We start from the raw sequence: 26,479 nt of genomic DNA on the forward strand, positions 1-26,479 counted from the left end.
GAGTAAACCCAGCTTCGGCTGGGTTTTTTTCTGTCTTTTGGGGACTCAAGATTTCTGCGAATCACGACATTAGAGCTTCATCACATTTCAGTAAGCCAAAGAAAATAATCGCAAAAAATTGAAAATTTCTTCTAAAGGATATTCATCGGTCGCCGTTAAAGGGGCTGAGAGAAATGAGATGTACCTAAGTGAGGTGAGAGACACGACGGTACATTCACTAAAGCCTTAAGGAGATCAATTATGGCGATTAACGTTAATACTAACGTTTCTGCGATGACTGCACAGCGTTACCTAAACCAGGCAGCTGACGGTCAACAAAAATCAATGGAGCGTTTGTCTTCGGGTTATAAAATCAATAGCGCGAAAGACGATGCTGCAGGTCTACAGATTTCAAACCGCTTGAATGCACAAAGCCGTGGCCTAGACATGGCGGTGAAAAACGCAAACGACGGTATTTCTATTGCACAGGTTGCTGAAGGTGCAATGAATGAATCTACCAACATCCTACAACGTATGCGTGACCTATCGCTTCAATCTGCGAATGGTTCTAACTCAAAAGCAGAACGTGTTGCGATCCAAGAAGAAGTAACAGCGCTAAATGACGAGCTAAACCGTATTGCTGAAACTACCTCTTTCGGTGGTAACAAGTTGCTGAACGGTACATACGGTACGCAATCTTTCCAAATCGGTGCAGACTCAGGTGAAGCAGTGATGCTTTCTATGGGTAGCTTGCGCTCAGACACTTCTGCAATGGGTGGCAAGAGCTACGCAGCAGAAGAGGGTAAAGATGCATCTTGGACTGTTGGTGAGAAAACTGAGTTCAAAATGAGCTACACCAACAAACAAGGTGAAGAGAAAGAGCTATCGATCAGCGCAAAACAAGGCGACGACATTGAGCAGCTAGCAACGTACATCAACGGTCAAAACGATGATGTAAAAGCGTCTGTTGGTGAAGATGGCAAGCTACAAGTATTTGCTTCTTCTCAAAAAGTTCAAGGTGATGTTGAGTTCTCTGGCAACCTAGCGGACGAGATCGGCTTTGGCGGCCCGAAAGACGTAACAGTGAAAGACATCGACGTAACAACAGTAGCAGGCTCTCAAGAAGCTGTGGCTGTTATCGACGGTGCCCTGAAGTCAGTAGACAGCCAACGTGCGTCACTTGGTGCTTTCCAAAACCGCTTCAACCACGCAATCAGCAACTTAGACAACATTAACGAGAACGTTAATGCGTCTAACAGCCGTATTAAAGATACTGATTACGCGAAAGAAACCACTGCGATGACTAAGTCGCAAATTCTTCAGCAAGCAAGTACTTCAATCCTGGCTCAAGCGAAGCAGTCTCCATCTGCAGCGCTAAGCTTGTTGGGCTAAGTGGTTGACCCAGCCTGAGGTAAATACCTTAGTGCTGGGGCACCAAAGCGATAGGTTCTATCGTTAGCCCATAAGGTGGAAGGGAGATTGTAATGGATATATCCTCCTACGCATCGAACATCCAGCCTTACGGCACGCCAAGTGGCACAAAGTTTGCAAATGAAAATGGCAATGATATAGGCACGTCTAGCCCAGCAAATTCAAATGGTGAGGTTTCGCCGCAAAAAGCGAAAGACACCGAATACGACTTCTCTGTTCAAGCTGCGATCGAGATGGCGGAAAGCCGTCAAGAGCTGAACAAAGAAGAACGTGAAAAATTGGTCGCGCAAATGAATGAGTTTGTGACGTCCATAAACAAAGGAGTCGCGTTTCGAGTGGATGAGGAATCCGGGAGAGATGTGGTGACGATTTACGAAGCCAAAACGGGCGACGTGATTCGTCAAATTCCTGATGAAGAGATGCTAGTGGTATTGCGTCGCCTAGCTGAGCACACAGCCAACAGCGGGTTGTTGACTGAAAAAGTGTAAGTCGTTTTTAGAGGTGATTTGATGAGTTTAGGCCCTTTGGGGATGTCTGGCGGCATGGATATCAATTCCATGGTCAGCAAAATTGTGGATGCCGAACGCGTACCAAAGCAGCAACGCATTGACAACGAGCGCACGACAATTAATGCCAGTATCAGTGCCTATGGGCGACTCAGAGAATCACTGGATACGATGAAAAATCTCATGGCGAACTTTCGTCAAGAGAAAGCGTTTGCCGTTCGTACTGTTGAAACGACAGACGACAATATCGTATCTGCTACTGCAACTACAGATGCTATCGCTGGCAAATATGCTATCGATGTGTTGCAGCTTGCCCAGAGCCACAAAGTCGCTTCTGACGTACTGCCAGAAGACACAAAGTTTGGCCCTGGTAAGCTGCAGATTTCGCTTGGTGATGACACCTTCAACGTGAACGTTCGTTCGAGCTCCAAGCTCGCAGATGTCGTACGCGGCATCAACGGCTCAAAAGACAATCCCGGTGTTCGAGCATCTCTCATTAACGACGTTGAAGGACCACGCCTTATCCTTGCCTCAAATCTCTCTGGTAAGGATCATCAAATCAGAGTCAGTGTGGAGGCCGACAAAGGCAACCCTCTAAAGTATTTCGAATATCAAACACTTGAAGACCGTGTTAACGCGCTTGAAGAAGCTCGTTCAGCGGCGGAAGAAGTGTTAGGTCCTCTTCAATTCCCCGAGCAACCAGTAGAACTGGATGCAAACGGCAATCCTCTACCTCCAGAAGAGCAAAAAGCGGCAGAAAATGGACAAGATGATGGCTCCCAAGAGCCAATCTATGCTGCGGGTGCAGAAGCTGCTAAAGCTGGGCAGGAAGCGATTGATGAAGCCAACCGACGTGCGAGTTTGCGCCCTGAAGACCGAATTCCAGGGTGGACAGAAACTGCGTCAGGCACTTTGCTGGATTCTTATGAAGAGCCAGAGCTCGAACTCGACGAGAAAGCAATAGAGAAGGCACCAGATGTACCGGGTTGGAGTAATGCGGCATCAGGCACATTAACCGACTCTTACGTTACGACGAAAGAGGCCAAGCAGCTTCTTGAGCAAGAAAAAGCTGAAATTGAGCAAAAAATTGCGAGTGAAAAACAAGCGCTAGACGCAAAAGTTGAACGTGGTGAATTGACCGAAGAGCAAGCGAAACAAATTCATCGCGCTAAGCTGGATCCTCAAGAGCGTGAACGTTTAGAAAAAATTGATGAAGCAGAAGCGAAAATTGCAAAAGCGCAATCTGCTTTTGAAGAATACCTTGGTATGACAGAGGTACAAGCAGGGCAAGATTCAGAAGTTCTGCTTGATGGAGTAGCAAAGCTATCTAGTCACAACAATGTGATTGAAGATGCCATAGAAGGTGTTGATATAACACTTAAAGGCAAATCAGAACCGAACAAGCCACCTGCTGAAATTGGCGTCGAATACGATCGTCAGAGTGTGCGTAACGACATCGAAAACTTTGTGGCTGCGTATAACTCGTTTTATCAAACGTCTCAAGCGTTGGCGAGTGTGGATCCGGTCACTGGTCAAAAAGGACCGTTGTCGGGTGACAGTACCGTACGCAGCGCAGACTCACGATTAAAATCGGTATTTTCCACTCAAATTGATAAAGCGCCTGAAAACCTAAAGTCATTAACTGAATTTGGCATTACTACCACGCGTCAAGGTACCTTAGAAATCAACTATGACATGTTGGATCGTCAGTTGAACAACAACTTCAACGAGCTAGAAAAGTTCTTCGGTGGCAACACAGGTTTTGCTAAACGAGTCGAAGACGCGATTCATGGTATTACAGGCATTACAGGCAGCATTCGTACTCGAGAAAAAAGTCTCACAGAACAAAATTATCGTTTGAGTGATGATCAAGCGGCATTAGATCGCCGCATGGAAAGCCTAGAAAAGCGCACTCACGCGAAGTTTACCGCCATGCAAGATGCGACTGGCAAAATGCAAGGTCAGTTAGGTGCCTTAATGAGTGCGTTGGGTTAATAAATGCAAAAAGAACTCATAGATATTAGTGATATAGATCAACTAATTACGCAAGAATTGGAAAAAGTCGACTTTAGTACTGAAGAAATTCTTCGCTTGGTCGATATCAGGGAACGGTTATTGCAAAACCTGTTACCAATTATTCATCAAAATCCTTTGGTTAAGCAGGATGCAGAGTGGCAAGCGTTGCTTACTCGTACCAAAAGAATTGTCGAGCTGATGCAATCGGAAACGTCAAAGGTCGGAAAAGAACTTCATAAGTTTCGTTATGGCCAGCGTTCGCTTCAGCAGTACAAAAAATTTATTTAAAAGAGGATTACTATGCGCGGTTCTTTGCAAGCATACAAAAAGGTATCAGTCGACAGCCAGCTAAGCGCGGCTTCTCCGCACAAAGTCATTCAAATGCTTATGGCTGGTGCGATTGAGCGCCTTATTCAAGGTAAAGCGGCCATGCAAGCAGGCAACATTCCAGCGAAAGGCGAGCGTTTAGGTAAAGCGCTAGACATCATTATTGCGCTACGTAGCTGTCTATCGATGGATGACGGTGGTGATATTGCTTCAAACTTAGATTCACTCTATGAGTTTATGATCACGCAAATTTCAGCTGCTAACCATCAAAATGATCCTCAACTGATCGACGACGTTATCGACATTATCCGTGAGATCAAATCCGCTTGGGACCAAATCCCTACAGAGTTTCATAACCTTACAGCAGCTGAAGTCGGTATTTAATAACCAAAACAACGCGTTAAGATATTAGAGGAATATATTTGTCAATTGCGCAACGAGTTGTGTAGCAAAGTTTCTATCAAGCTCACACCTCTTTATTGCTTGGTTGCCTTATTTTTATATTCAAATAAAATAGAAGCCATTAGTAGCCCTAATGGCTTTTTTTGTTGCTGATTTTCCTATTTTGTCTATCGTAAATTGAGTGTGGTGGTTCTGCCTTCTTTTAGCACCCAATTGCGCAAATCAAGGTTTGGCCGCAACGCACCTAAAATAAAGGCAATCATTCTTACTTATGCAAGGTTTGGCAAAGCTGCTTGTAATTGATGATGACGCATCAAGTCGTTTAAATTTAAGCAATATATTGGAATTTGTTGGAGAAAATTGCGAAGCGGTCAGTTCTGATCAGCTCAGCGATGTTGATTGGTCTAGCGTATGGTCGTGCTGTATTGTTGGTAACATTCCAGCAGGTCAAGCGGCGAATACGGTTATCTCTCATTTAAACAGCGCCTACCACATCCCACTTTTAGTCATGGGCCGATTTCCGTTGCCCGTGGATGATCTTCCAAATTTTGTAGGTGAGCTAGAACTACCTCTTAATTACCCACAGCTTAGTGAGGCGTTACGCCACTGCAAAGATTTTCTGGGTCGAAAAGGGGTCAATGTCGTTGCCAGTGCACGAAAAAACACGCTTTTTCGCAGCTTAGTTGGTCAAAGCAGAGGTATTCAAGAAGTTCGTCACCTGATCGAGCAAGTCTCAGACACTGAGGCAAACGTGTTGATCTTGGGTGAATCTGGTACCGGTAAAGAAGTCGTTGCGCGTAACATTCACTATCATTCGTCGTACAGCAGTGGTGCCTTTGTGCCCATTAACTGTGGTGCCATTCCACCGGAGCTTCTAGAAAGTGAATTGTTTGGCCACGAAAAAGGCGCGTTTACTGGTGCGTTAACGGCACGTAAAGGTCGATTTGAGCTCGCAGACGGTGGCACGATCTTTCTTGATGAGATTGGCGATATGCCGATGTCGATGCAAGTAAAGTTACTTCGCGTATTACAAGAGCGCTGTTTCGAACGTGTGGGTGGCAATAGCACCATCAAGGTCAATGTTCGAGTTGTCGCGGCAACACACCGTAATCTAGAAAGTATGATTGAAGAAGGCACGTTCCGAGAAGACTTGTTCTATCGTTTGAACGTGTTTCCAATCGAGATGCCTGCGCTGAAAGAGCGCAAACAAGATATTCCATTGCTGCTGCAAGAGTTGATGACGCGTCTGGAGGCGGAGGGTGGCCAGCCTATCTGTTTTACCCCTCGTGCGATCAATTCACTGATGGAGCACAACTGGCCGGGTAACGTGCGTGAGTTAGCCAACCTTGTTGAGCGAATGATCATTCTGTACCCAAATAGCTTGGTCGATGTAAACCACTTACCAACCAAATATCGCTACAGTGATATCCCGGAGTTCCAACCAGAAAGTAATCCGTTTATTTCGGTTGAAGAACAAGAGCGTGATGTGTTCCAAGACATCTTCTCAGAAGACTTTAGTTTTGATGATCAAGACGATCTTGACCACAGCATGAACGCTCCGCAAGCGCTGCCGCCTGAAGGTGTAAATCTGAAAGAGCTGTTGGCTGATTTAGAAGTTAATATGATCAGCCAAGCGTTAGAAGCACAAGGTGGGGTCGTGGCACGAGCCGCTGATATGCTGGGTATGCGACGCACAACGTTGGTGGAAAAAATGCGTAAGTACAACTTACAACGCTAGGTAACGTTGAGATTTAAGACGATATCTAAATCATTTGGGCTATTTAGCATCGTTTTTCTGACACCAAAAACCGTTATCTGAGGGTGTCAACTTATTGTCGATGACTTAACGTCATGATAAATATAAAAAAATAGCTTGGTACGCTAATTGCTTACCAAGCTATTTTAGTTTTAGCGGCGATATTTCGACAGGCAGTAATGGATAACAACACCAACCAATCCCATTTAGATTCCGTAGAAAATCAGGTTGAGCGCTATAAGCAGGTGCTTGATGTGATGCCTGCCGGAGTGATTCTGCTCGACACGTACGGCATAGTGCGTGAAGCAAACCCAGAGGCGCACCGAATTCTTGAGATTCCACTGGTTAATGAAAAATGGTTCAACATTATTCAGGCGGTGTTTGATCCTCGTGAGGATGATGGTCACGAAGTTTCCCTGCGGAATGGTCGTAAAGTTCGATTAGCCATTTCGGCTTCTACGACAGGTCAATTGATCCTGATTACCGATTTAACCGAAACTCGCTTACTTCAAGCTCGTGTGAGTGATTTACAACGCTTGTCGTCGTTAGGGCGTATGGTAGCGTCGCTTGCTCATCAGGTAAGAACGCCGCTATCGAGCGCCATGCTATATGCATCCAATTTGGGAGCGCCAAACCTTCCACTAGCGACAAGGGATCGCTTTCAAACCAAATTAATGGATCGACTGCACGATTTGGAAAAGCAGGTTAATGATATGCTGCTTTTTGCTAAAGGTGGTGATAATAAAGTCATTAAGCCATTTACGATTGCTCAGTTGGTGGCGGAATATCAGCCGATGGTCGAAACCGCGCTAAAAAATAACGGTATTGATTACTGCCTAGAAGTGGAAGAAGAACAAACTGAGTTGCTAGGCAATGCGAATGCGATTGCATCCGCGTTGAGCAACCTTGTCATGAATGCGATTCAGATGTCTGGTAAAGAGTCGCAAGTTGATATTTTTTTCCGCCCGGTAAATGGCGAGTTGCGCATTTCAGTGCAAGACAGCGGACCGGGTGTACCTGAAGAACTACAAGCCAAAATTATGGAGCCATTTTTTACCACGCGTTCTCAAGGAACCGGGTTAGGGCTGGCTGTTGTTCAAATGGTTTGCCGTGCCCATGACGGTCGATTGGAACTTATTTCAGAGCAGGGTGATGGAGCCTGCTTTACCATGTGCATTCCGCTAGAGCGAGTGCAACCAGAAGCGCAGTAAGCAGCTTCTGGTAATAACAATTACTGGAGAATCAGAATGGCGCAAAGCAAAGTGCTGATCGTAGAAGACGATGAAGGTCTTCGTGAAGCCCTAGTGGATACTCTGGCTCTGGCAGGGTATGAGTGGTTAGAAGCTGACTGTGCGGAAGACGCACTACTAAAACTCAAATCGAATACTGTCGATATCGTCGTTTCTGACGTGCAAATGGCAGGTATGGGCGGGTTGGCTCTGCTCAAAAACATCAAGCAGAATTGGCCTAACTTACCAGTACTGTTAATGACGGCGTACGCCAACATTGAGGATGCCGTGTCGGCAATGAAAGACGGCGCGATTGACTACATGGCGAAACCATTTGCACCAGAAGTATTGCTGAACATGGTCAGTCGATACGCACCGATCAAAAGCGATGACAATGGTGACGCGGTCGTGGCTGATGAAAAAAGTCTGCGACTACTTGCTTTGGCCGATAAAGTGGCACGTACAGATGCGAATGTTATGGTGCTAGGTCCGAGTGGCTCAGGTAAAGAAGTGATGTCGCGTTATATTCACAACGCATCAAACCGTAAAGATGGTCCATTCGTTGCTATCAACTGTGCGGCGATTCCAGACAACATGCTGGAAGCGACACTATTTGGTTACGAGAAAGGCGCGTTCACTGGTGCGGTTCAAGCGTGTCCGGGTAAGTTTGAACAAGCACAAGGCGGCACAATCTTGCTGGATGAAATCAGCGAAATGGACTTAAACCTGCAAGCGAAACTATTACGTGTTTTGCAAGAGCGTGAAGTGGAGCGCCTTGGCAGTCGTAAGAGTATCAAGCTGGATGTACGCGTGCTCGCGACCAGTAACCGTGATCTCAAGCAGTATGTCTCAGAAGGCAACTTCCGTGAAGATTTATACTACCGCTTGAATGTGTTCCCAATTGCCTGGCCAGCACTGAACGAACGCAAAGGCGATATTGCGCCACTTGCCAAGCATCTTGCTGAGCGTCATTGCAGCAAGATGGGGATGCCAGTGCCTCAATTTTCAGCCGTTGCGGTAGAAAAGCTGCTGCAATACCCTTGGCCAGGTAACGTTCGTGAGCTGGATAACGTGGTGCAACGAGCTCTTATTTTAAGTGAGAATGGTGATATCGACGCTGAACACATCTTACTAGAAGGGGTGGACTGGCAAGATGCCAACAGCTTGCAACATGTGGTGCAAAATGCAGAGATGGTGGTACCTAATGTTAAGCCAGTCGCTCAACCTGAGAGTGTGAACCGTCCGGTATCTGGCGGGGAAGGCTTGGGCAGCGAGCTGCGTGACCAAGAATACGCCATTATTTTGGAAACCTTGGTGGAGTGTAACGGCCGACGCAAAGAAATGGCGGAGAAACTGGGCATAAGCCCACGAACCTTGCGCTACAAACTTGCCAAAATGCGTGATGCTGGTATAGATATCCCAAATTAACATGTGCAATCGCCATAAGACAAAAAGTGTAAGCAAACCGCTAACAAATGTCTTATGGCACGTTAATTGCTGTGTTAATAATCAGTTTTGTTAATAGTCAATCTTTTGGCTTAGAGGTGCTAATGAAAGTTGATGGTATTCAGGCAGAAATGCGCGCCATGATGGTAGAAGCAACCAATACTGCTCCTACTGCAAGTGGGGCGAAAGTTGGAGCAGATTTTAATGATCTCCTAACTAAAGCCATCAATAACGTGAACACACTTCAAAAAGCATCCGGTGATTTACAAACCCGTTTTGATCGTGGTGATGCCGATGTTTCCCTTTCTGACGTTATGATTGCTCGTAACAAGTCTAGTGTCGCTTTTGATGCGACGGTTCAAATTCGCAATAAACTCGTTGAGGCGTATAAAGACCTCATGAACATGCCAGTGTAATTTAGGTAATAAGTGTGGCAGACAAGTCTACAGATTTAACCGTCACTGAAGGCGGCTCAGATGGTGCACTGGTAGCAAGTTCCGACGTAGATGTGGAGAGTCAAAATCCAGATCTAGAGGAGCGCAGTGCGTCAAAATTTGATATGGCAGTGGGTGACCTTGATTTACTTCGTCAAGTTGTACTTGTGCTGTCAATCTCCATCTGTGTTGCATTGATCGTGATGCTGTTCTTTTGGGTCAAAGAGCCGGAGATGCGCCCGCTTGGAGCGTATGAGACCGAAGAGTTGATCCCCGTTTTGGATTATCTGGACCAGCAAAAAATCAATTACAAGCTTGATGGTAATACCATTTCTGTTGAATCGAGCGAATACAACTCGATCAAACTTGGCATGGTTCGCTCTGGCGTAAACCAAGCCACAGAGGCGGGCGATGATATTTTGCTGCAAGATATGGGCTTTGGCGTATCACAACGTTTAGAGCAAGAGCGTCTAAAACTCAGTCGAGAGCGTCAACTGGCTCAAGCGATTGAGGAAATGAAGCAGGTTCGTAAAGCACGAGTCTTATTGGCGCTACCAAAGCACAGTGTGTTTGTTCGTCATAACCAAGAAGCATCAGCGTCTGTATTTTTGACACTGTCGACTGGCACGAACCTCAAACAGCAAGAAGTGGATTCTATCGTTGACATGGTGGCGAGTGCCGTTCCGGGAATGAAAACCTCCCGAATTACCGTCACAGATCAGCATGGTCGTTTGCTCAGTTCAGGCTCTCAAGACCCTGCTTCTGCTGCGCGACGCAAAGAACAAGAATTAGAGCGTAGCCAGGAACAAGCGCTGCGTGAAAAAATTGATTCAGTGCTATTACCTATTTTAGGTTTTGGCAACTACACGGCGCAGGTCGATATCCAAATGGATTTCAGCGCGGTTGAACAAACTCGCAAACGCTTTGATCCCAATACCCCTGCAACCCGCAGTGAGTACGCATTAGAAGATTACAATAACGGCAATATGGTAGCGGGTATTCCGGGGGCGTTAAGTAATCAGCCTCCAGCGGATGCCTCTATTCCGCAAGATGTGGCTCAGATGAAAGACGGTTCTGTCATGGGGCAGGGTTCGGTGCGTAAAGAATCCACGCGTAACTTTGAGCTTGATACCACTATCAGCCATGAGCGTAAGCAGACGGGGACGGTTGCTCGCCAGACAGTTTCTGTTGCGATTAAGGACCGTCGTCAGGTCAACCCAGATACGGGAGAAGTGACTTATACCCCGATGTCCGAATCGGAAATCAATGCCATTCGCCAAGTCTTAATTGGTACGGTTGGTTTTGACCAAGGCCGTGGTGATTTGTTGAATGTACTGAGTGTGAAGTTTGCAGAGCCTGAGGCTGAACAGCTGGAAGAACCACCAATTTGGGAGCACCCTAACTTCAGTGACTGGGTTCGTTGGTTCGCAAGTGCATTAGTGATCATCGTTGTTGTGTTGGTTCTGGTTCGCCCAGCAATGAAGAAATTGCTTAACCCTACCAGTGATGACGAAGACGAAATGTACGGACCAGACGGCTTGCCGATTGGCGCGGATGGTGAAACTAGCCTGATTGGCAGCGACATTGAAAGCAGCGAACTGTTTGAGTTTGGTTCAAGTATTGATTTGCCAAACCTTCATAAAGATGAAGATGTATTGAAAGCGGTTCGCGCTCTGGTTGCGAATGAACCTGAACTTGCTGCTCAAGTAGTGAAAAACTGGATGAATGACAATGGCTAACGATATCGTACCTCAAGATGACAACGCCGCGGGAATGCCAGTTGAGCTGGATGTCTCAACCATTACTGGCGAAGAAAAAGCAGCAATTTTGCTACTGAGCCTCAATGAACAAGATGCCGCTGGCATTATTCGTCACCTAGAGCCAAAACAGGTCCAGCGTGTGGGTAGTGCGATGGCTAAGGCGAAAGATCTCAGCCAAGACAAGGTGTCAGCCGTTCACCGTGCATTTTTGGAGGACATCCAGAAATACACCAACATCGGCATGGGCAGCGAAGACTTCATGCGTAATGCGCTGGTGGCGGCTCTTGGTGAAGACAAAGCCAACAACTTGGTTGACCAGATCCTGCTTGGTACGGGTTCAAAAGGCTTGGATTCGCTGAAATGGATGGACCCACGACAAGTGGCGAGCATCATTGTCAACGAACACCCGCAGATCCAAACCATCGTATTGTCTTATTTAGAAGCAGACCAATCCGCGGAGATTTTGTCTCAGTTCCCTGAGCGCGTGCGTTTGGACCTGATGATGCGTATTGCCAACCTTGAAGAAGTTCAGCCATCGGCACTGGCAGAGCTGAACGAAATCATGGAGAAACAGTTCGCGGGTCAAGCTGGCGCTCAAGCAGCCAAGATTGGTGGCCTGAAAGCGGCAGCGGAGATCATGAACTATCTAGACAACAACGTTGAAGGTTTGTTGATGGAACAGATTCGCGATCAAGACGAAGACATGGCGACGCAAATTCAAGACTTGATGTTTGTCTTCGAAAACTTAGTCGAAGTGGACGATCAAGGTATTCAGAAATTGCTGCGTGATGTACCACAAGACGTGTTGCAAAAAGCACTTAAAGGTGCCGACGATTCTCTGCGTGAGAAGGTATTTAAGAACATGTCGAAACGAGCGGCTGAGATGATGCGTGATGACATCGAAGCGATGCCGCCAGTTCGCGTGGCGGATGTCGAAGCGGCACAGAAAGAAATCCTGGCGATCGCTCGTCGCATGGCCGATGCAGGCGAACTCATGTTGTCTGGCGGTGCGGACGAATTCTTATAATCTCTATTGCTCCGCGATTATCCTATTGCGGAGCGCCCTCACTTCTTAATCGAATACATAATAGGTAACCCATGGCTGGCGAAAGAAAACGTGGATTTATCCGTCCTGATGAAGATGATTCGATGATCGAACCACAACGTTGGGGGTTGCCTGATTACGGCGAGCCCAAAGCCAAGCAAGCAAAACAAACCGCGTTTAACTATGACCCGGGTTGGGTACCGAATCTTGAAGAGCCAGAAGAAGAGCAAGCACTTGAGCTAACCGAAGAGCAGATAGAGCTGATCAAGCAAGGCGCTTATCAGGAAGGTTTGTATCAAGGTCAAGAAGCCGGCTTTAAGCAAGGTTATGAAAAAGGCAAAGAAGAAGGCCTGCAAGCGGGCCATGCTGAAGGGCTGGAGCTTGGAAAAGCCGAAGGCGTGACCGCAGGTCAAGAATATATTCAGCAGCAAGTCGAAACCTTTATGAACTTGGCCAATCAGTTTACTCAACCTTTGGAGTTGATGAATGCTCAGGTTGAAAAGCAGCTGGTGGATATGGTGCTCTGTTTAGTCAAAGAAGTCGTGCATGTCGAAGTACAAACCAACCCTCAAATTATTTTAGACACGGTTAAGCAGTCGGTTGAAGCGCTGCCAATATCAGGTCATCCCATTACCTTGCACCTGAATCCAGAAGACGTTGCGATTATTCGCTCAGCTTACGGCGAAGAAGACCTTGATTGCCGCAACTGGACGTTGGTTGCTGAGCCATCACTCAATCGAGGCGACGTCCAAATTGAAGCGGGTGAATCAAGCATTAACTACCGTATGGAAGAGCGCGTCAAAAGCGTGTTGCACAGTTTTTGTGGTGCAAACCGTCATCAAGAGGGTGAGTAATCCATGCAAGCATTGGCTGACCGTTTAAAAAACTACAAAGTTGAAGGCTTAACGACGCGCCCAGTTGCCTCTGGCAAACTGGTTCGAGTGGTTGGGTTAACGTTGGAAGCGACAGGCTGTCGCGCACCAATTGGCAGTTTATGCTTAGTGGAAACCATGTCCGGTCAGATGGAAGCCGAGGTCGTCGGTTTTTCAGGTGATAACCTATTTTTGATGCCAAGCGAGCAAATTACGGGCATTTTGCCTGGCGCTAGAGTGGCGCCATTAACCAGTGACGCTGGCTTGCCTGTTGGCATGGAGTTACTTGGTCGCGTGATTGACGGGGTTGGTAATCCGCTTGATGGACTTGGCCCGTTGTATACCGATCATCGCGCCTCTTTTAATGCTGAGCCAATCAACCCGCTGGCTCGAAAGCCAATTTCAGAGCCACTTGATGTGGGTTTGAAAGCGATTAACGGATTATTGACGGTAGGTAAAGGTCAGCGTATCGGTCTGTTTGCTGGCTCTGGTGTGGGTAAATCGGTCACGCTTGGCATGATGACGCGAGGTACAACCGCACAAGTTGTTGTGGTCGGTCTGATAGGTGAGCGTGGACGCGAAGTTAAAGAGTTTATCGAAGAGATTTTAGGTGAGGATGGACGACGTCGCTCTGTCGTGGTGGCTGCGCCTGCCGATGCTTCACCATTGATGCGTTTGAAAGGCTGTCAAACCGCCTTAACCATTGCAGAGTACTTTCGCGATCAAGGTTTGGACGTTCTGTTATTGATGGATTCCTTGACGCGTTTTGCGCAAGCACAGCGTGAAATCGCCCTTTCTGTTGGTGAGCCGCCAGCGACAAAAGGCTATCCGCCATCTGTGTTCGCCAAGCTACCTGCTTTGGTTGAGCGTGCGGGTAACGGAAGCGCCGAACAAGGCTCAATTACGGCGTTCTTTACCGTGTTGACCGAGGGCGATGATTTACAAGACCCGATTGCGGATGCATCGCGGGCAATTCTTGATGGTCACATTGTGCTGTCCCGTGAAATGGCGGATGCAGGCCATTATCCTGCGATTGACGTCGAAAAGTCGGTTAGCCGTGTTATGCCGCAAATCACCACTGAAGAACATGTTCTGATGTCGAAAGCGGTACGTCAGGTCTTGTCGATTTGCCGCAAGAACCAAGATTTGGTCTCGATTGGGGCGTACAAGCCGGGCACCGATCCTGCTATCGATGGCGCGTTTACATTGAAGCCAAAGTTAGACGAATACTTACAGCAGAGCATGAAAGAATCGGTGCCATACGATATGTGCGTCAACATGCTTAGAAACATTTTGGGCGGGTGATAGCGCATGAACAATGCGATGGAGTTCCTACTTGAGCAGACTAAAGAGCGTGAAGATCAAGCCGTACTTGCGCTGAACAAAGCGCGCTCTGAACTTGAAGATTATTACCGTCAGGTTGAGCAAATCGAAAAGTATCGCCTTGATTATTGCCAACAGCTTATCGACCGTGGCCAGGCGGGCTTAACGGCAAGCGAATATGGGCATTTAAATCGCTTTCTCACCCAGCTAGACGAAACGTTATCTAAGCAGAAACAAGCGGAAAGTCATTTCAAAGAACAGGTAGAAAACTGTCAAGAATACTGGTTAACAGTACGCAAAGAACGCAAATCCTATGAGTGGATGATCGAAAAGCGAGAGAAAGAGAAGCAGCTTGCGGAAGCCAAACGGGAACAAAAGCAAATGGATGAGTTTTCAACGTTGCTTTACAGCCGTCGAGCGAAGCCTTTTTAATGTTTAAAAGTTGATGTTGCTTCCACTTATAGCGCTCGATTTGTCACTGCGGCAATGAGCTTGTTATTGGCGTAATTTTTGCAGATAACTTTGTAGATGATCATCCCAATAACCTAAATTTGCCACCGTGTGCAATTTAGCAGCGGCCTAGCGCTCGAAGCTGCTGATAATGAGAATTTCTATATGAATGTGAATTTGTCCAATGTTTCTGCGACGAGCAAGACGTCAGTTTCTGACTCTGCCGCACAAGCACCTACAGAAAACGCGGAGAACAAGGGATTTTTGGAAACCTTGACGGATGCATTTTCAGGTTCACAAAAGTCAGAAAAAGTAGCAACGAAATCACAAAACGGTGAAGACCAAAACAGTGCCGAGGTTAACAAGCTTTCGTCTGGCGACGCTGATAGCCAAGATACGGTCACAGACGTGGCTCAAGAGAGCAGTAACGACGCCGAAGAGTTTCTGGCGCAAGAAAGCCATCAAGAGCAAAACCGCTCTGGCGACATGCTGACAGAGCATGCGAACACCATTCAAAGTGATGAAGCAAGCCTACTGGAAGCCAAACTAGGCGAGCACTCGCAAAATGATGCTGATGTCACTGAGAAAGTCGGTTCACTCTCGAACGCCCCTTCAGCTGCTAATGGCGCAAAAAGCGCGATGGGTGAAGGACAACAGCTGCTTGGTCGTATTGAACAAGCGAATCAAACCTTGAAAGCGAATAATGCATCCATCGATAGTGGCAAAGTTTTGCCTCAACGAGCGGGTTTAGAGCACTCGTTTAACGAGCAAACAACAGACATTGATGAACTTGCTTTGAATGACATGCCATCAGCTCAATCGCTTGAACAAGTGCAGGCAATGGCCGGGCAAGGCTTAGAGCCAATTTTAGATAAGCATGGTCAACCTATCGATGTCGATAAGCTCTCGTCTGAGTTTGCTACTTGGCAAGGTCTGGCTAAACAAGTCAGTCACCCAACCGAGAAGGGCATGGTCAGTGGTGACGTTGCCAATGAACTATCGCCACTGGAGGTGGGTTTGGATGGCTCTAAAATTGATGCGCTTCAGCATGTTTCCTTGGATGAACTCGAACTCATAGATACCAAACTGGCGCAGGGAAAACCACTGACTCAGCAAGAAGCTGAGATCATAGAAGGGTTTAAAAAAGGGACGGTCATTGCCGATATTCCTGAGCAAGATCTTGCCCAGTTTGTTGCGCTTCCTACTGACGTTAAACAGGTTCTCGCCGAGCAGCAAGTACAACATCATTTGGCTCGCCAGGCTGCGCCTATGGGGATGTCTCAGCAAGCCCTTAATTTTGCGCCTCAATCAGCTCAGCCACAAGCTGTTCAGAGTACAGATAAAGTCGCATTGTCTCCGATGCCAGATGCGTTGGCCGCAGCTCATTTTCCGACGGCGCTTCAAGGCGTAAAGGACGGAGAGGTTAACCAGAAAGTTGTGAATGCCGCATTGACTGCTGGTGCACTTAAAGCGACAGCGGATAAGCAAGATAAACCAGAACTTCAACATGGTTTAGCGGGGCAGCTTCAGGCGATGGCGGGTCAACAAGGAACAAACGTGCAGCAACAAGCGCGTATTGATGCCGCGCAGCAAGCTCAGCTTCCGTTGCAACTGACCAAAGAGTTGGCCAATGAGCAAGTGGCGGAAAAAGTGCAAATGATGATGTCGAAGAACCTAAAAAACCTCGATATTCGTCTTGATCCACCAGAATTAGGTCGTATGCAAATTCGTATGACGATGAACAACGATGTGGCTAATGTGCATTTTACGGTGAACAACCCGCAAGCGCGTGACATCATTGAACAGACGCTTCCTCGCTTGAGAGAGATGTTGGCGCAGCAGGGCATGCAACTGGCTGATTCTTCTGTTCAGCAACAAAACAGCGGGCAGCAGCAAGGTAGGTATACTGCTGAGCAACATGGTCAAAGTGCTCAAGGCAGCGGTTTTTCTGGACAATCAGAAGAGAGCTTTGATGCTGACGTCAATCTGGATTTGAATGTGGCTTCAAAGCGTGATGGAATTAGTTTTTACGCATAACAGGCCGTTTAAAGGCAATAATACAAGGTTACCAAACGACTTCCTTAAGCATCTCGGTAACCTAAAAGAACAATAAGAGACAACAATGGCAGAAGAACAGTTACAAGGGGCCGATGCGCCGAAAGGAAAAGGTAAGTTACTTATCATCATAATCGCTGTTGTGGTATTGCTACTTGGCGGTGGTGCAGCAGCATTCTTTCTCATGGGCTCTGATGAACCAGCTCAGGCTGAAGCGTCTCAACAGGTTCAAGCGAAGGCATCAGATGCCTCGCCCATTGCCTACGTGAATCTTCCTCAGGCATTTGTATTTAACGTTACTGGGGACCGTCGCGACAGACTGGTACAAATTAAAGCGCAGTTAATGGTTCGCGGCGCAGAGAATGAAGAGTTGGCGCGGTACCATTCGCCACTAATTGAGAGCTCTTTGTTATCAACGTTTGCTTCGGCGACGGTTGATCAATTGCGTTCTCCAACGGGACGAGTGGAATTGCGCGATCGTGCTTCCGAAGATATCAAAGCAGCGCTAAACGCTGCGGTCGGTAAGCCAGTGATTGAAAAAGTACTGTTTACAGATTTTGTTATTCAATAGGTAAAACGTGACCGATCTATTAAGCCAAGACGAAATTGATGCGCTATTGCACGGGGTTGACGATGTTGATGACGTCGATGAACCGATAGAAAACGACAACGAAGGTGCCGTCAATTTTGATTTCTCGTCGCAAGACAGGATTGTACGTGGTCGAATGCCGACGCTCGAACTTATCAACGAGCGCTTTGCACGACACATGCGTATTAGTCTGTTTAATATGCTGCGTAAAACGGCAGAAGTGTCGATCAATGGCGTGCAGATGATGAAGTTTGGCGAATACCAAAACACATTGTACGTGCCAACCAGTTTGAACATGGTGCGTTTTCGTCCGTTAAAAGGTACAGCGTTGATCACCATGGAGGCTCGCTTAGTCTTTATTCTGGTAGAAAACTTCTTTGGTGGGGATGGTCGATTCCATGCAAAAATCGAAGGGCGCGAATTTACCCCAACGGAACGCCGCATCATTCAGCTGCTGCTGAAGATTGTATTTGAAGACTACAAAGAAGCGTGGTCGCCAGTGATGGGGGTGGAGTTCGAATATCTCGACTCTGAAGTAAACCCAAGTATGGCTAACATTGTCAGCCCGACAGAAGTGATTGTCGTGAGTTCTTTCCACATTGAGGTCGATGGTGGCGGCGGCGATTTTCATGTCGTTATGCCTTACTCCATGGTTGAGCCGATTCGTGAACTGTTGGATGCAGGTGTTCAGTCCGACAAGATGGAGACAGACGTCCGTTGGAGCTCAGCATTACGTGAAGAGATTATGGATTGTCCGGTTAACTTCCGCGTTAACTTGCTTGAAAAAGACATCTCTTTGCGTGACCTCATGGAATTGCAACCGGGTGACATCATCCCGATTGAAATGCCAGAACATGCGACAATGTTTGTGGAAGACCTGCCGACCTATCGCGTAAAAATGGGCCGTTCGGAAGACAAATTAGCGGTGCAAATTTCTGAGGAAATTGAGCGCCCACATGTAGTCAAAACAGATTTAGCTTTCTTGGGCAAAGACATCATGTCTGAGCTTGAGAATGAAGACGATATAGACGATTAAGATACCTTATTGAACAGACATGCTTTGGCATTAAATAAGGCTTAACACAGGATAGAAAAATGGAACCAAGTGACGATCAAAAGCTAGCAGATGAATGGGCAGCCGCTCTTGGCGAAGACCCGTCTGCACCTTCTGTTGACGTAGATGAAGTATTGGCCGCGCCACTGGAAGAGCTAAAAGACACTTCAAGCCCAATTACCGAAGATGAGCGTCGTAAACTCGACACCATCATGGATATTCCGGTGACGATTTCGATGGAAGTCGGTCGTTCACAAATCAGCATTCGGAACTTATTGCAGTTGAACCAAGGTTCGGTTGTTGAGTTGGATCGTCTAGCGGGCGAGTCATTGGACGTATTAGTCAACGGTACACTGATTGCGCATGGCGAAGTCGTGGTCGTGAACGATAAGTTTGGTATCCGTTTGACGGATGTGATCAGCCAAACTGAACGAATTAAGAAGCTACGTTAAGATGAGCCGCTCAATCAAAACGCGATTGAAGCAAATCACTGGAGCACTGAGCTTAATGCTGAGTGCTCCTTATGCATTTGCTGCCGCACCAAATAATCTGGATCTTGCGACGACACTGGGCTCGCTTGTGCTTGTGATCGGCGTGATTCTTTTGTTGGCTTGGCTACTTAAACGTATGCAAGTGCCGGCGATGGGACAACAAAAAGGCTTGCGTATTGTGAGTCAGTTGCCAGTGGGCACCAAAGAAAGAATCGCCGTAGTTCAAGTGGGTGAAGAGCAGTTTTTGGTTGGAATTACCAGCCAATCAATCCAAACGTTAGCCAAGTTAGATAAGCCACTGAAAGAGGAAGAGTTGGCGACCAATGCTTTTGCGACTCAATTTAGCCAACTGATCAAAAAACATGACAAAGGGTAACCCGATTCGTTTGCTCCTGAGCACGTTGTTGCTTTTCGTCGGCGTGCTGTTTTCTTCATTTTCGTTTGCTGAGGCAGAGGAGTCTGCTCTGCCTGACAACTTGGCCGATGGAAGTAGCGTCACTGTTCAGGCGATGCAAAGTGATACTGGCGCCAGTCGTGCTATGTCCGTTTCTAGTGGTGGTGGCATCCCTGCGTTTACCATGACCACAAACCCAGATGGCAGTGAAGATTACTCGGTTACGCTACAAATCCTAGCGTTAATGACCATGCTTGGCTTCTTGCCTGCTATGGTGATTCTAATGACGTCGTTTACTCGAATTGTGGTGGTGATGTCGATATTGCGTCAGGCAATGGGTTTGCAACAAACGCCGTCTAATCAGGTCATCATTGGTATAGCGCTTTTTTTGACCTTTTTTGTTATGTCTCCTGTCCTGAACGAAATCAACGATAAAGCCGTTCAGCCTTATTTGAATGAGCAAGTCACTGCGAGAGAAGCGTTTGATGCTGCACAAGCACCAATGAAAGCATTTATGCTTAAACAGACCCGAATCAAAGATTTGGAGACATTTGTAACCATGTCAGGAGAGCAAGTTGAGAACCCAGAAGATGTGTCGATGGCGGTGTTGATTCCGGCTTTCATCACCTCGGAGTTAAAAACTGCATTCCAAATTGGTTTTATGCTCTTCTTGCCGTTTTTGATTATTGACCTCGTGGTAGCGTCGGTACTGATGGCAATGGGTATGATGATGTTGTCACCAATGATTGTTTCGTTGCCGTTCAAGTTGATGCTGTTCGTATTGGTCGATGGTTGGAACTTGATACTTTCGACACTCGCGGGCAGTTTCGCCCTTTAGATAAGCGCAGATAGAGGATAAGACATGACACCAGAAATGTTTGTCGAGCTTTTCCGTGAAGCACTTTGGATGGTGCTTATCATGGTCTGCGCCATTATCATCCCAAGTTTGCTTATCGGCCTTATTGTTGCGATTTTCCAAGCTGCGACTTCCATCAACGAACAAACATTGAGCTTCTTGCCGCGTTTGATTGTCACTCTTTTGGCTCTAATGCTATTTGGTCACTGGATGACGCAAATGTTGATGGAATATTTCTATGGCTTGATTGAGCGCTTACCTCAGGTGCTTTATTAGAGGCGCCTATGGAGTACCCCACTAGCGTTGTCTTAGATTGGATCGCAAACTATTTCTGGCCTTACGTTCGTATCTCTTCCATGCTGATGGTGATGACGGTAACTGGGGCTCGATTTGTCTCACCACGAATCCGCCTTTACCTCGGGTTAGCCATTACTTTTGCCGTCATGCCAGCGATCCCTGCAGTGCCTCAAGACATTGAGTTGCTCTCGTTTCGGGGTTTTATGACCATTGCCGAGCAAATGATCATCGGTATTGCGATGGGCATGGTCACTCAATTTATGATTCAAACCTTTGTCTTGTTGGGACAAATATTGGGTATGCAATCAAGTTTGGGTTTCGCTTCTATGGTTGATCCCGCAAATGGTCAGAACACGCCATTGCTTGGTCAGCTATTCATGTTTTTGACGACAATGTTTTTCCTTGCCACCGATGGGCACTTGAAAATGCTGCAACTGGTCGTGTTCAGCTTTAAAACACTGCCGATTGGCTCCGGCTCGCTCAACGCGGTTGATTTCCGTGAAATGGCAGGCTGGCTTGGTATTATGTTCCAAACGGCACTGAGTATGTCTCTATCTGGCATTATTGCACTACTTACCATTAACTTGTCGTTTGGTGTAATGACCCGTGCCGCACCACAGCTGAATATCTTCTCGCTTGGTTTTGCTTTTGCTTTGATGGTGGGCCTATTACTTTGTTGGTACATATTGGCTGGCCTTTATAGTCATTATGAAATGTTCTGGACAGTGGGTGAGGCGCAGATTTGTCGACTCATTCGCTTGGAGTGCTAAGAATTGGCAGAATCAGACGGTCAGGAACGCACCGAAGAAGCCACGCCCCGACGGTTACAACAAGCCAGAGAAAAGGGGCAGGTTGCTCGGTCTAAAGAACTTGCATCAGCATCTGTACTGATCGTTGGCGCCATTTCACTGATGTGGTTTGGCGAGGCGTTAGCACGCTCACTGTTTTCCATCATGAGCCGTTTATTTGATCTTCAACGAGAAGAGATTTTTGATACGGCAAAGCTATTTGACATTGCTTTAGGGGCGATGACCGATTTGTTGTTCCCTCTATTTTTGGTGCTAGCTACGTTGTTTACTGCCGCCATGATTGGTGCTGCGGGTGTGGGAGGAATCAGTTTTTCTGCTCAAGCGGCCATGCCAAAGCTGTCGAAAATGAATCCGCTTAGCGGTTTAAAGCGGATGGTGGGAATGCAAAGCTGGGTAGAGTTGATCAAATCAATTCTTAAAGTGGTTTTGGTTACTGGTGTCGCGATCTATTTGATCCAAGCATCGCAGGCGGATCTAATTCAATTAAGTATGGATGTGTATCCGCAAAACATCTTCCATGCTTTAGATATTCTGCTGAACTTTATCTTGTTGATCAGCTGTTCACTGTTGATCGTGGTTGCCATCGATATTCCATTTCAAATCTGGCAGCACGCTGATCAGTTAAAAATGACCAAGCAAGAAGTCAAAGACGAATATAAAGAAACCGAGGGTAAGCCAGAGGTCAAAGGACGCATTCGTATGCTGCAAAGAGAAGCGGCTCAACGTCGTATGATGGCAGATGTTCCTCAGGCTGATGTTATTGTTACCAACCCAGAGCACTTTTCGGTTGCGCTTCGTTATAAACAGAAGACAGACCGTGCGCCGGTAGTGATCGCTAAAGGCACCGATCACATGGCAATGAAGATTCGAGAAGTCGCCCGAGAGCATGACATCACAATTGTACCTGCTCCGCCACTTGCTCGTGCGCTGTACCATACTACCGAGCTAGAACAAGAGATCCCCGATGGATTGTTTACTGCGGTGGCTCAGGTTTTGGCATTTGTATTCCAGTTGAAGCAATACCGAAAGCGAGGCGGACAGCGCCCCAAAATTCAGGATTACGATTTGCCAATCCCGCCAGAACACCGGCACTAATGCTAAAAGAAGCCTAATTCTAAAAAGATTAATTGAATCAGATATTAAACTCTACTTGAGTGTTTAGTCATTATTTTGGCGTTAATTATGGTACATAGCTTGCTTAAAACGCCTTAATTATCAACCATACCTAAACTTTTAGGCCAAAGCGGTCGCGTATTAATAGTAAGAGCTAACGTGACGCTTCAATCGATTGAGATCTCTCGTAGTATGAAGTTAAGCCTGCCATTTGCAGATAAATTGCCACGAATCCCTCAGCGTGAAATGCCAGCTATTGGCGCACCGGTGATGGTTTTGGCCACCTTAGCGATGGTGGTGCTGCCTATTCCAGCCTTTTTGCTGGATATGTTCTTCACCTTTAACATCGCGTTGTCGATGGTGGTGTTGTTAGTGACCGTTTACACACGTCGTCCGTTGGACTTCGCCGCTTTTCCGACGGTACTGCTGATCGCGACTTTGTTGCGTTTAGCGCTGAACGTTGCCTCGACACGTGTCGTCTTACTGCATGGTCATGAAGGCGGCAACGCAGCAGGTAACGTAATTGAAGCGTTTGGTAATGTCGTTATTGGTGGTAACTACGCGGTCGGCTTAGTGGTTTTCCTTATCTTAATGATCATCAACTTTATGGTGGTGACCAAAGGTGCAGGTCGTATCTCTGAGGTAAGTGCTCGCTTCACCCTTGATGCGTTGCCAGGTAAGCAGATGGCGATTGATGCGGACTTAAATGCCGGATTGATAGACCAAGAACAGGCAAGAGTTCGTCGTTTTGAAGTGACCAAAGAAGCGGATTTCTACGGCTCGATGGATGGTGCCTCGAAGTTCGTAAAAGGTGACGCGATTGCCGGTATTTTGATTCTGTTTATCAACATCATCGGCGGTCTGTCGATCGGTATGGCGCAGTATGGATTGGGTTTCGGTGAGGCAATTGAAATCTATACTTTGCTGACGATTGGTGACGGCCTAGTTGCACAGATTCCATCGCTATTGCTGTCGATTGCAGCGGCGATGATGGTGACACGTCAAAACACCGATGAAGACATGGGTGAACAGCTGGTCTTCCAGATGTTCGACAACCCAAAAGCACTGATGATTACCGCAGCTATTCTCGGTGTGATGGGCATCGTACCGGGCATGCCACACTTTGCGTTTTTGAGTCTGGCGGTCGCGGCTGGCGCGGCGGCGTATTTCATCGATAAACGCCAAAAGCAGAAAGCGAAAGAACCGGCTTTACCAGCGAAAGCCGACGAAGGTGCAGAGCCTTCATCACAACGCGAACTATCTTGGGACGACGTCCAGCCAGTCGATATTATTGGCCTAGAAGTGGGTTACCGCTTGATTCCGCTAGTGGACCGAGACCAAGGTGGAGAACTGTTAGAGCGCGTAAAAGGTGTGCGTAAAAAGCTATCGCAAGATTTTGGGTTCTTAATCCCTGCGGTTCACATACGTGACAACCTTGAACTGACGCCAAACAGCTATCGAATCACATTAATGGGGGTTGCGGTGGGCGAAGCTGAGATTCGTCCGGATCAAGAGCTAGCGATTAACCCAGGTCAGGTGTATGGCATGATTGATGGCGAGCCAACCATTGACCCTGCATTTGGACTGGAAGCCGTATGGATTCGCGAAGATCAGCGTGAGCATGCTCAGGCGTTAGGGTATACGGTTGTTGACTCATCGACAGTATTAGCGACGCACCTGAGCCAGTTATTGACTAATAACGCATCGCAGTTGATTGGTCATGAAGAAGTAGAGAATTTATTAGAAATGTTAGGACGCAGCGCGCCTAAGTTGGTTGAGAACTTTGTTCCTGACCAATTACCATTAGGTGTGGTGGTGAAAGTCCTACAAAACTTGTTAAACGAGGCCATCCCAATCCGCGATATTCGCACGATTGTTCAAACTTTGGCTGAGTACTCAAGTAAGAGTCAAGAAGCTGACATATTGACGGCAGCAGTTCGAATTAGTCTAAAACGTCTAATTGTTCAAGAAATCAATGGTATAGAGCCTGAGCTGCCAGTGATTACTTTGATACCTGAACTGGAACAAATATTGCATCAAACTATGCAAGCATCAGGAGGCGAATCCGCGGGGATTGAACCGGGGCTCGCTGAACGATTGCAGTCTTCACTAAGCCAAGCGACACAGGAACAAGAATTGAAAGGCGAACCTGCCGTTCTGCTTACTTCCGGTGTATTACGCTCGACGTTGGCGAAATTTGTGAAGAACACAATACCTAATCTCCGGGTACTGTCTTACCAAGAAATCCCGGATGAAAAACAGATCAGAATTGTGCAAGCCGTGGGTAACTGATCTCACGCATCATTAATGGATTCATAGTTTGAAAATAAAGCGATTTTTTGCCAAAGACATGAGAACGGCGCTGCTCCAAGTGAAAGAGGAGTTAGGCGCGGAAGCGGTGATCATGTCAAACAAGAAAGTGGCTGGTGGGGTGGCGATTGTTGCGGCGATAGATAGTGAATCTAACCCGTCTCAAGCAAGCGCAGCGTCACAACAAAATCGCGGTGCTTCTCAATCGAATCGCTATAACGAACATCGTCAAATGTCATCGTCTTCTGCAGATCGTTATCAAGATCGTCATTTAGATGAAGATAAAATTAGCCTGAACAGTAATAACAGTAACAACGAAAAAACAGGCTCGATGACGCAGCGATTCGCTAACATGCTTAAGCAATATAGTGGTGGTGCAGCAGATGCTGACGATCATGTAGCGGAAAATGAAGATTCGCTCTCTGCTTTATTGCAACGCCAGAATAAGCATCGCGACGGCTACAACCAAGAAAAGCCAGCGCCATATCAACCAGATTCACCTTTGGCGAAGTTAATCGCACAAGATAATCGATTTGAGCGTCCAACGCCGAAGTTGGATCCGACACGCTATGATCGCCGCCGTCCAAGTGATGAGCGAGAAGAGTCTGCTGATGAGCTGGAGAGTATGCGCGAAGAGATGACGTCAATTCGTCGTCTTCTAGAGCATCAAGTCTCTGGCCTAATGTGGCAGGAAGTGGAACGTCGTGAGCCGCTCAGAGCAATGCTGATTAAGCGCTTAGAGCGTATGGGCGTTTCTCCGGAGTTAGCAGACCAAATGGCTTGCTATATCCCGGAAGATACAAAACCAGCGCGAGCGTGGAAAGCGTTGTTGTCGCTGGTGGCGGATCAAATCAATATTCCTAAACAGGACATTTTAAAACGTGGTGGTGTGGTCGCACTGTTAGGTCCGACGGGGGTTGGAAAAACAACCACCGTTGCGAAGCTCGCAGCACGTGCCGCCATGGAATACGGTGCCGACAATGTGGCCCTTGTGACAACAGATACATATCGCATAGGTGCACATGAGCAGCTCTCAATTTACGGAAGAATCATGGGTTGTCCCGTAAGAGTTGCTAAAGATTCTAACGAGTTAGCCGATGTTATATATCAGCTAAGAAACAGAAGACTGATTTTGGTCGATACGGCAGGGATGGGGCAACGAGATGTCAGGCTTTCTGAGCAGCTCGATACTCTAATGCAAGAGAGCGGAGAAGTGATTCACAGCTACCTTGTTTTGCCAGCTACCGCACAACGTCGCGTTCTACAAGAAACGCTGGATCACTTCCGACGCATACCACTTTCGGGTTGTATTATGACGAAGCTTGATGAGTCATTAAGTCTAGGCGAATTCATCAGTGTAGTGATTCAAAACGCAATGCCAGTGGCTTACATAGCTAATGGTCAGCGCGTGCCAGAGGACATTGTGATAGCGCAACCAAAATATATGCTTGCGAAAGCAAATGAACTGTTAGAGAAGTCGACAGAGAACGAACCTCACTTTTGGAATAGTGACAGTGAAGGACTCTAAGGCGGCG

General features: G+C 47.0%; 25 protein-coding genes. All 25 read left to right on the forward strand.

Annotated features, from left to right (window positions below; translation table 11 throughout):
* Positions 1–240: 240 nt before the first annotated feature.
* The 25 genes from FR741_RS04455 (at position 241) to flhF (ending at position 26,472) form a co-directional block, all read left to right on the forward strand.
* Complete coding sequence (locus FR741_RS04455) at positions 241–1,371, forward strand: flagellin (protein WP_006741693.1); 1,131 nt, start codon at positions 241–243, stop codon at positions 1,369–1,371.
* Positions 1,372–1,463: 92 nt separating this feature from the next.
* Positions 1,464–1,898: a flagellar protein FlaG gene (flaG, locus tag FR741_RS04460; protein WP_046875532.1), complete on the forward strand. Its 435-nt coding sequence runs from the start codon at positions 1,464–1,466 to the stop codon at positions 1,896–1,898.
* A gap of 21 nt (positions 1,899–1,919) precedes the next feature.
* Positions 1,920–3,911 carry a flagellar filament capping protein FliD gene (fliD, locus tag FR741_RS04465; protein ID WP_167426330.1) on the forward strand — a complete coding sequence of 664 codons (1,992 nt, stop codon included), beginning with the start codon at positions 1,920–1,922 and terminating at the stop codon, positions 3,909–3,911.
* A gap of 3 nt (positions 3,912–3,914) precedes the next feature.
* The gene (locus tag FR741_RS04470; RefSeq protein WP_012841523.1) at positions 3,915–4,220 is read left to right on the forward strand and encodes a flagellar protein FliT; all 306 of its coding nucleotides are present in this window, start codon (positions 3,915–3,917) and stop codon (positions 4,218–4,220) included.
* Between the two features lie 12 nt (positions 4,221–4,232).
* Positions 4,233–4,643: a flagellar export chaperone FliS gene (gene fliS, locus FR741_RS04475; RefSeq protein WP_012841524.1), complete on the forward strand. Its 411-nt coding sequence runs from the start codon at positions 4,233–4,235 to the stop codon at positions 4,641–4,643.
* Positions 4,644–4,932: 289 nt separating this feature from the next.
* A complete protein-coding gene (locus FR741_RS04480; RefSeq protein ID WP_006741695.1) occupies positions 4,933–6,399 on the forward strand; it encodes a sigma-54 dependent transcriptional regulator in 1,467 nt (488 codons plus the stop codon).
* 197 nt (positions 6,400–6,596) lie between these two features.
* Positions 6,597–7,628, forward strand: coding sequence for a sensor histidine kinase (locus FR741_RS04485; protein WP_167426331.1), 1,032 nt, complete (start codon positions 6,597–6,599; stop codon positions 7,626–7,628).
* A gap of 36 nt (positions 7,629–7,664) precedes the next feature.
* Positions 7,665–9,074, forward strand: coding sequence for a sigma-54-dependent transcriptional regulator (locus FR741_RS04490; RefSeq protein ID WP_046875536.1), 1,410 nt, complete (start codon positions 7,665–7,667; stop codon positions 9,072–9,074).
* Positions 9,075–9,196: 122 nt separating this feature from the next.
* Positions 9,197–9,508, forward strand: coding sequence for a flagellar hook-basal body complex protein FliE (gene fliE / locus FR741_RS04495; RefSeq protein ID WP_012841525.1), 312 nt, complete (start codon positions 9,197–9,199; stop codon positions 9,506–9,508).
* A gap of 14 nt (positions 9,509–9,522) precedes the next feature.
* On the forward strand, positions 9,523–11,265 hold the full coding sequence (gene fliF / locus FR741_RS04500) for a flagellar basal-body MS-ring/collar protein FliF (protein ID WP_174856090.1): 1,743 nt from the start codon (positions 9,523–9,525) through the stop codon (positions 11,263–11,265).
* Positions 11,258–12,313 (forward strand): flagellar motor switch protein FliG, encoded by a 1,056-nt coding sequence (gene fliG / locus FR741_RS04505; RefSeq protein WP_012841526.1) that lies wholly within the window; start codon positions 11,258–11,260, stop codon positions 12,311–12,313. The genes fliF and fliG overlap by 8 nt, the downstream gene beginning before the upstream one ends.
* A 71-nt stretch (positions 12,314–12,384) precedes the next feature.
* Entirely contained in the window at positions 12,385–13,185 is an 801-nt protein-coding gene (fliH, locus tag FR741_RS04510) for a flagellar assembly protein FliH (protein WP_124008404.1), read from the forward strand.
* Between the two features lie 3 nt (positions 13,186–13,188).
* Positions 13,189–14,508, forward strand: coding sequence for a flagellar protein export ATPase FliI (gene fliI / locus FR741_RS04515; protein WP_167426332.1), 1,320 nt, complete (start codon positions 13,189–13,191; stop codon positions 14,506–14,508).
* A gap of 6 nt (positions 14,509–14,514) precedes the next feature.
* A complete protein-coding gene (gene fliJ, locus FR741_RS04520) occupies positions 14,515–14,958 on the forward strand; it encodes a flagellar export protein FliJ (RefSeq protein WP_012841527.1) in 444 nt (147 codons plus the stop codon).
* Between the two features lie 183 nt (positions 14,959–15,141).
* On the forward strand, positions 15,142–17,013 hold the full coding sequence (locus FR741_RS04525) for a flagellar hook-length control protein FliK (protein WP_167426333.1): 1,872 nt from the start codon (positions 15,142–15,144) through the stop codon (positions 17,011–17,013).
* An 85-nt stretch (positions 17,014–17,098) separates the two neighbouring features.
* Complete coding sequence (fliL, locus tag FR741_RS04530) at positions 17,099–17,602, forward strand: flagellar basal body-associated protein FliL (protein WP_012841529.1); 504 nt, start codon at positions 17,099–17,101, stop codon at positions 17,600–17,602.
* Positions 17,603–17,609: 7 nt separating this feature from the next.
* Complete coding sequence (fliM, locus tag FR741_RS04535; protein ID WP_006741703.1) at positions 17,610–18,656, forward strand: flagellar motor switch protein FliM; 1,047 nt, start codon at positions 17,610–17,612, stop codon at positions 18,654–18,656.
* A 59-nt stretch (positions 18,657–18,715) separates the two neighbouring features.
* Positions 18,716–19,126, forward strand: coding sequence for a flagellar motor switch protein FliN (gene fliN / locus FR741_RS04540; protein ID WP_012841530.1), 411 nt, complete (start codon positions 18,716–18,718; stop codon positions 19,124–19,126).
* A gap of 1 nt (position 19,127) precedes the next feature.
* The gene (gene fliO / locus FR741_RS04545) at positions 19,128–19,541 is read left to right on the forward strand and encodes a flagellar biosynthetic protein FliO (RefSeq protein WP_012841531.1); all 414 of its coding nucleotides are present in this window, start codon (positions 19,128–19,130) and stop codon (positions 19,539–19,541) included.
* Positions 19,528–20,397, forward strand: a complete 870-nt coding sequence (gene fliP / locus FR741_RS04550; RefSeq protein WP_006741704.1) for a flagellar type III secretion system pore protein FliP — start codon at positions 19,528–19,530, stop codon at positions 20,395–20,397. Before fliO ends, fliP begins: the two co-directional genes overlap by 14 nt.
* 24 nt (positions 20,398–20,421) lie before the next feature.
* Positions 20,422–20,691 (forward strand): flagellar biosynthesis protein FliQ, encoded by a 270-nt coding sequence (fliQ, locus tag FR741_RS04555; RefSeq protein WP_012841532.1) that lies wholly within the window; start codon positions 20,422–20,424, stop codon positions 20,689–20,691.
* An 8-nt stretch (positions 20,692–20,699) separates the two neighbouring features.
* On the forward strand, positions 20,700–21,482 hold the full coding sequence (gene fliR, locus FR741_RS04560) for a flagellar biosynthetic protein FliR (RefSeq protein ID WP_005384463.1): 783 nt from the start codon (positions 20,700–20,702) through the stop codon (positions 21,480–21,482).
* Positions 21,483–21,485: 3 nt separating this feature from the next.
* Positions 21,486–22,616 (forward strand): flagellar biosynthesis protein FlhB, encoded by a 1,131-nt coding sequence (gene flhB, locus FR741_RS04565; protein ID WP_006741705.1) that lies wholly within the window; start codon positions 21,486–21,488, stop codon positions 22,614–22,616.
* 210 nt (positions 22,617–22,826) lie between these two features.
* Positions 22,827–24,926, forward strand: a complete 2,100-nt coding sequence (flhA, locus tag FR741_RS04570; RefSeq protein ID WP_041853026.1) for a flagellar biosynthesis protein FlhA — start codon at positions 22,827–22,829, stop codon at positions 24,924–24,926.
* 28 nt (positions 24,927–24,954) lie between these two features.
* Positions 24,955–26,472 (forward strand): flagellar biosynthesis protein FlhF, encoded by a 1,518-nt coding sequence (gene flhF / locus FR741_RS04575; protein ID WP_012841533.1) that lies wholly within the window; start codon positions 24,955–24,957, stop codon positions 26,470–26,472.
* Positions 26,473–26,479: the final 7 nt, after the last annotated feature.

This window comes from Vibrio diabolicus (assembly GCF_011801455.1).
GTDB lineage: Bacteria > Pseudomonadota > Gammaproteobacteria > Enterobacterales > Vibrionaceae > Vibrio > Vibrio diabolicus.

Bases quoted from the DNA above. Each gene is read 5' to 3' on its own strand.
- fliN (WP_012841530.1), top strand. From the start codon at position 18,716: ATGGAACCAAGTGACGATCAAAAGCTAGCAGATGAATGGGCAGCCGCT.
- fliP (WP_006741704.1), top strand. From the start codon at position 19,528: ATGACAAAGGGTAACCCGATTCGTTTGCTCCTGAGCACGTTGTTGCTT.
- fliG (WP_012841526.1), top strand. From the start codon at position 11,258: ATGGCTAACGATATCGTACCTCAAGATGACAACGCCGCGGGAATGCCA.
- fliD (WP_167426330.1), top strand. From the start codon at position 1,920: ATGAGTTTAGGCCCTTTGGGGATGTCTGGCGGCATGGATATCAATTCC.
- FR741_RS04485 (WP_167426331.1), top strand. From the start codon at position 6,597: ATGGATAACAACACCAACCAATCCCATTTAGATTCCGTAGAAAATCAG.
- fliI (WP_167426332.1), top strand. From the start codon at position 13,189: ATGCAAGCATTGGCTGACCGTTTAAAAAACTACAAAGTTGAAGGCTTA.
- FR741_RS04480 (WP_006741695.1), top strand. From the start codon at position 4,933: ATGCAAGGTTTGGCAAAGCTGCTTGTAATTGATGATGACGCATCAAGT.
- fliS (WP_012841524.1), top strand. From the start codon at position 4,233: ATGCGCGGTTCTTTGCAAGCATACAAAAAGGTATCAGTCGACAGCCAG.
- FR741_RS04455 (WP_006741693.1), top strand. From the start codon at position 241: ATGGCGATTAACGTTAATACTAACGTTTCTGCGATGACTGCACAGCGT.
- flaG (WP_046875532.1), top strand. From the start codon at position 1,464: ATGGATATATCCTCCTACGCATCGAACATCCAGCCTTACGGCACGCCA.
- fliO (WP_012841531.1), top strand. From the start codon at position 19,128: ATGAGCCGCTCAATCAAAACGCGATTGAAGCAAATCACTGGAGCACTG.
- fliH (WP_124008404.1), top strand. From the start codon at position 12,385: ATGGCTGGCGAAAGAAAACGTGGATTTATCCGTCCTGATGAAGATGAT.
- flhA (WP_041853026.1), top strand. From the start codon at position 22,827: ATGAAGTTAAGCCTGCCATTTGCAGATAAATTGCCACGAATCCCTCAG.
- fliQ (WP_012841532.1), top strand. From the start codon at position 20,422: ATGACACCAGAAATGTTTGTCGAGCTTTTCCGTGAAGCACTTTGGATG.
- FR741_RS04490 (WP_046875536.1), top strand. From the start codon at position 7,665: ATGGCGCAAAGCAAAGTGCTGATCGTAGAAGACGATGAAGGTCTTCGT.
- fliJ (WP_012841527.1), top strand. From the start codon at position 14,515: ATGAACAATGCGATGGAGTTCCTACTTGAGCAGACTAAAGAGCGTGAA.
- FR741_RS04525 (WP_167426333.1), top strand. From the start codon at position 15,142: ATGAATGTGAATTTGTCCAATGTTTCTGCGACGAGCAAGACGTCAGTT.
- fliR (WP_005384463.1), top strand. From the start codon at position 20,700: ATGGAGTACCCCACTAGCGTTGTCTTAGATTGGATCGCAAACTATTTC.
- FR741_RS04470 (WP_012841523.1), top strand. From the start codon at position 3,915: ATGCAAAAAGAACTCATAGATATTAGTGATATAGATCAACTAATTACG.
- fliE (WP_012841525.1), top strand. From the start codon at position 9,197: ATGAAAGTTGATGGTATTCAGGCAGAAATGCGCGCCATGATGGTAGAA.
- fliL (WP_012841529.1), top strand. From the start codon at position 17,099: ATGGCAGAAGAACAGTTACAAGGGGCCGATGCGCCGAAAGGAAAAGGT.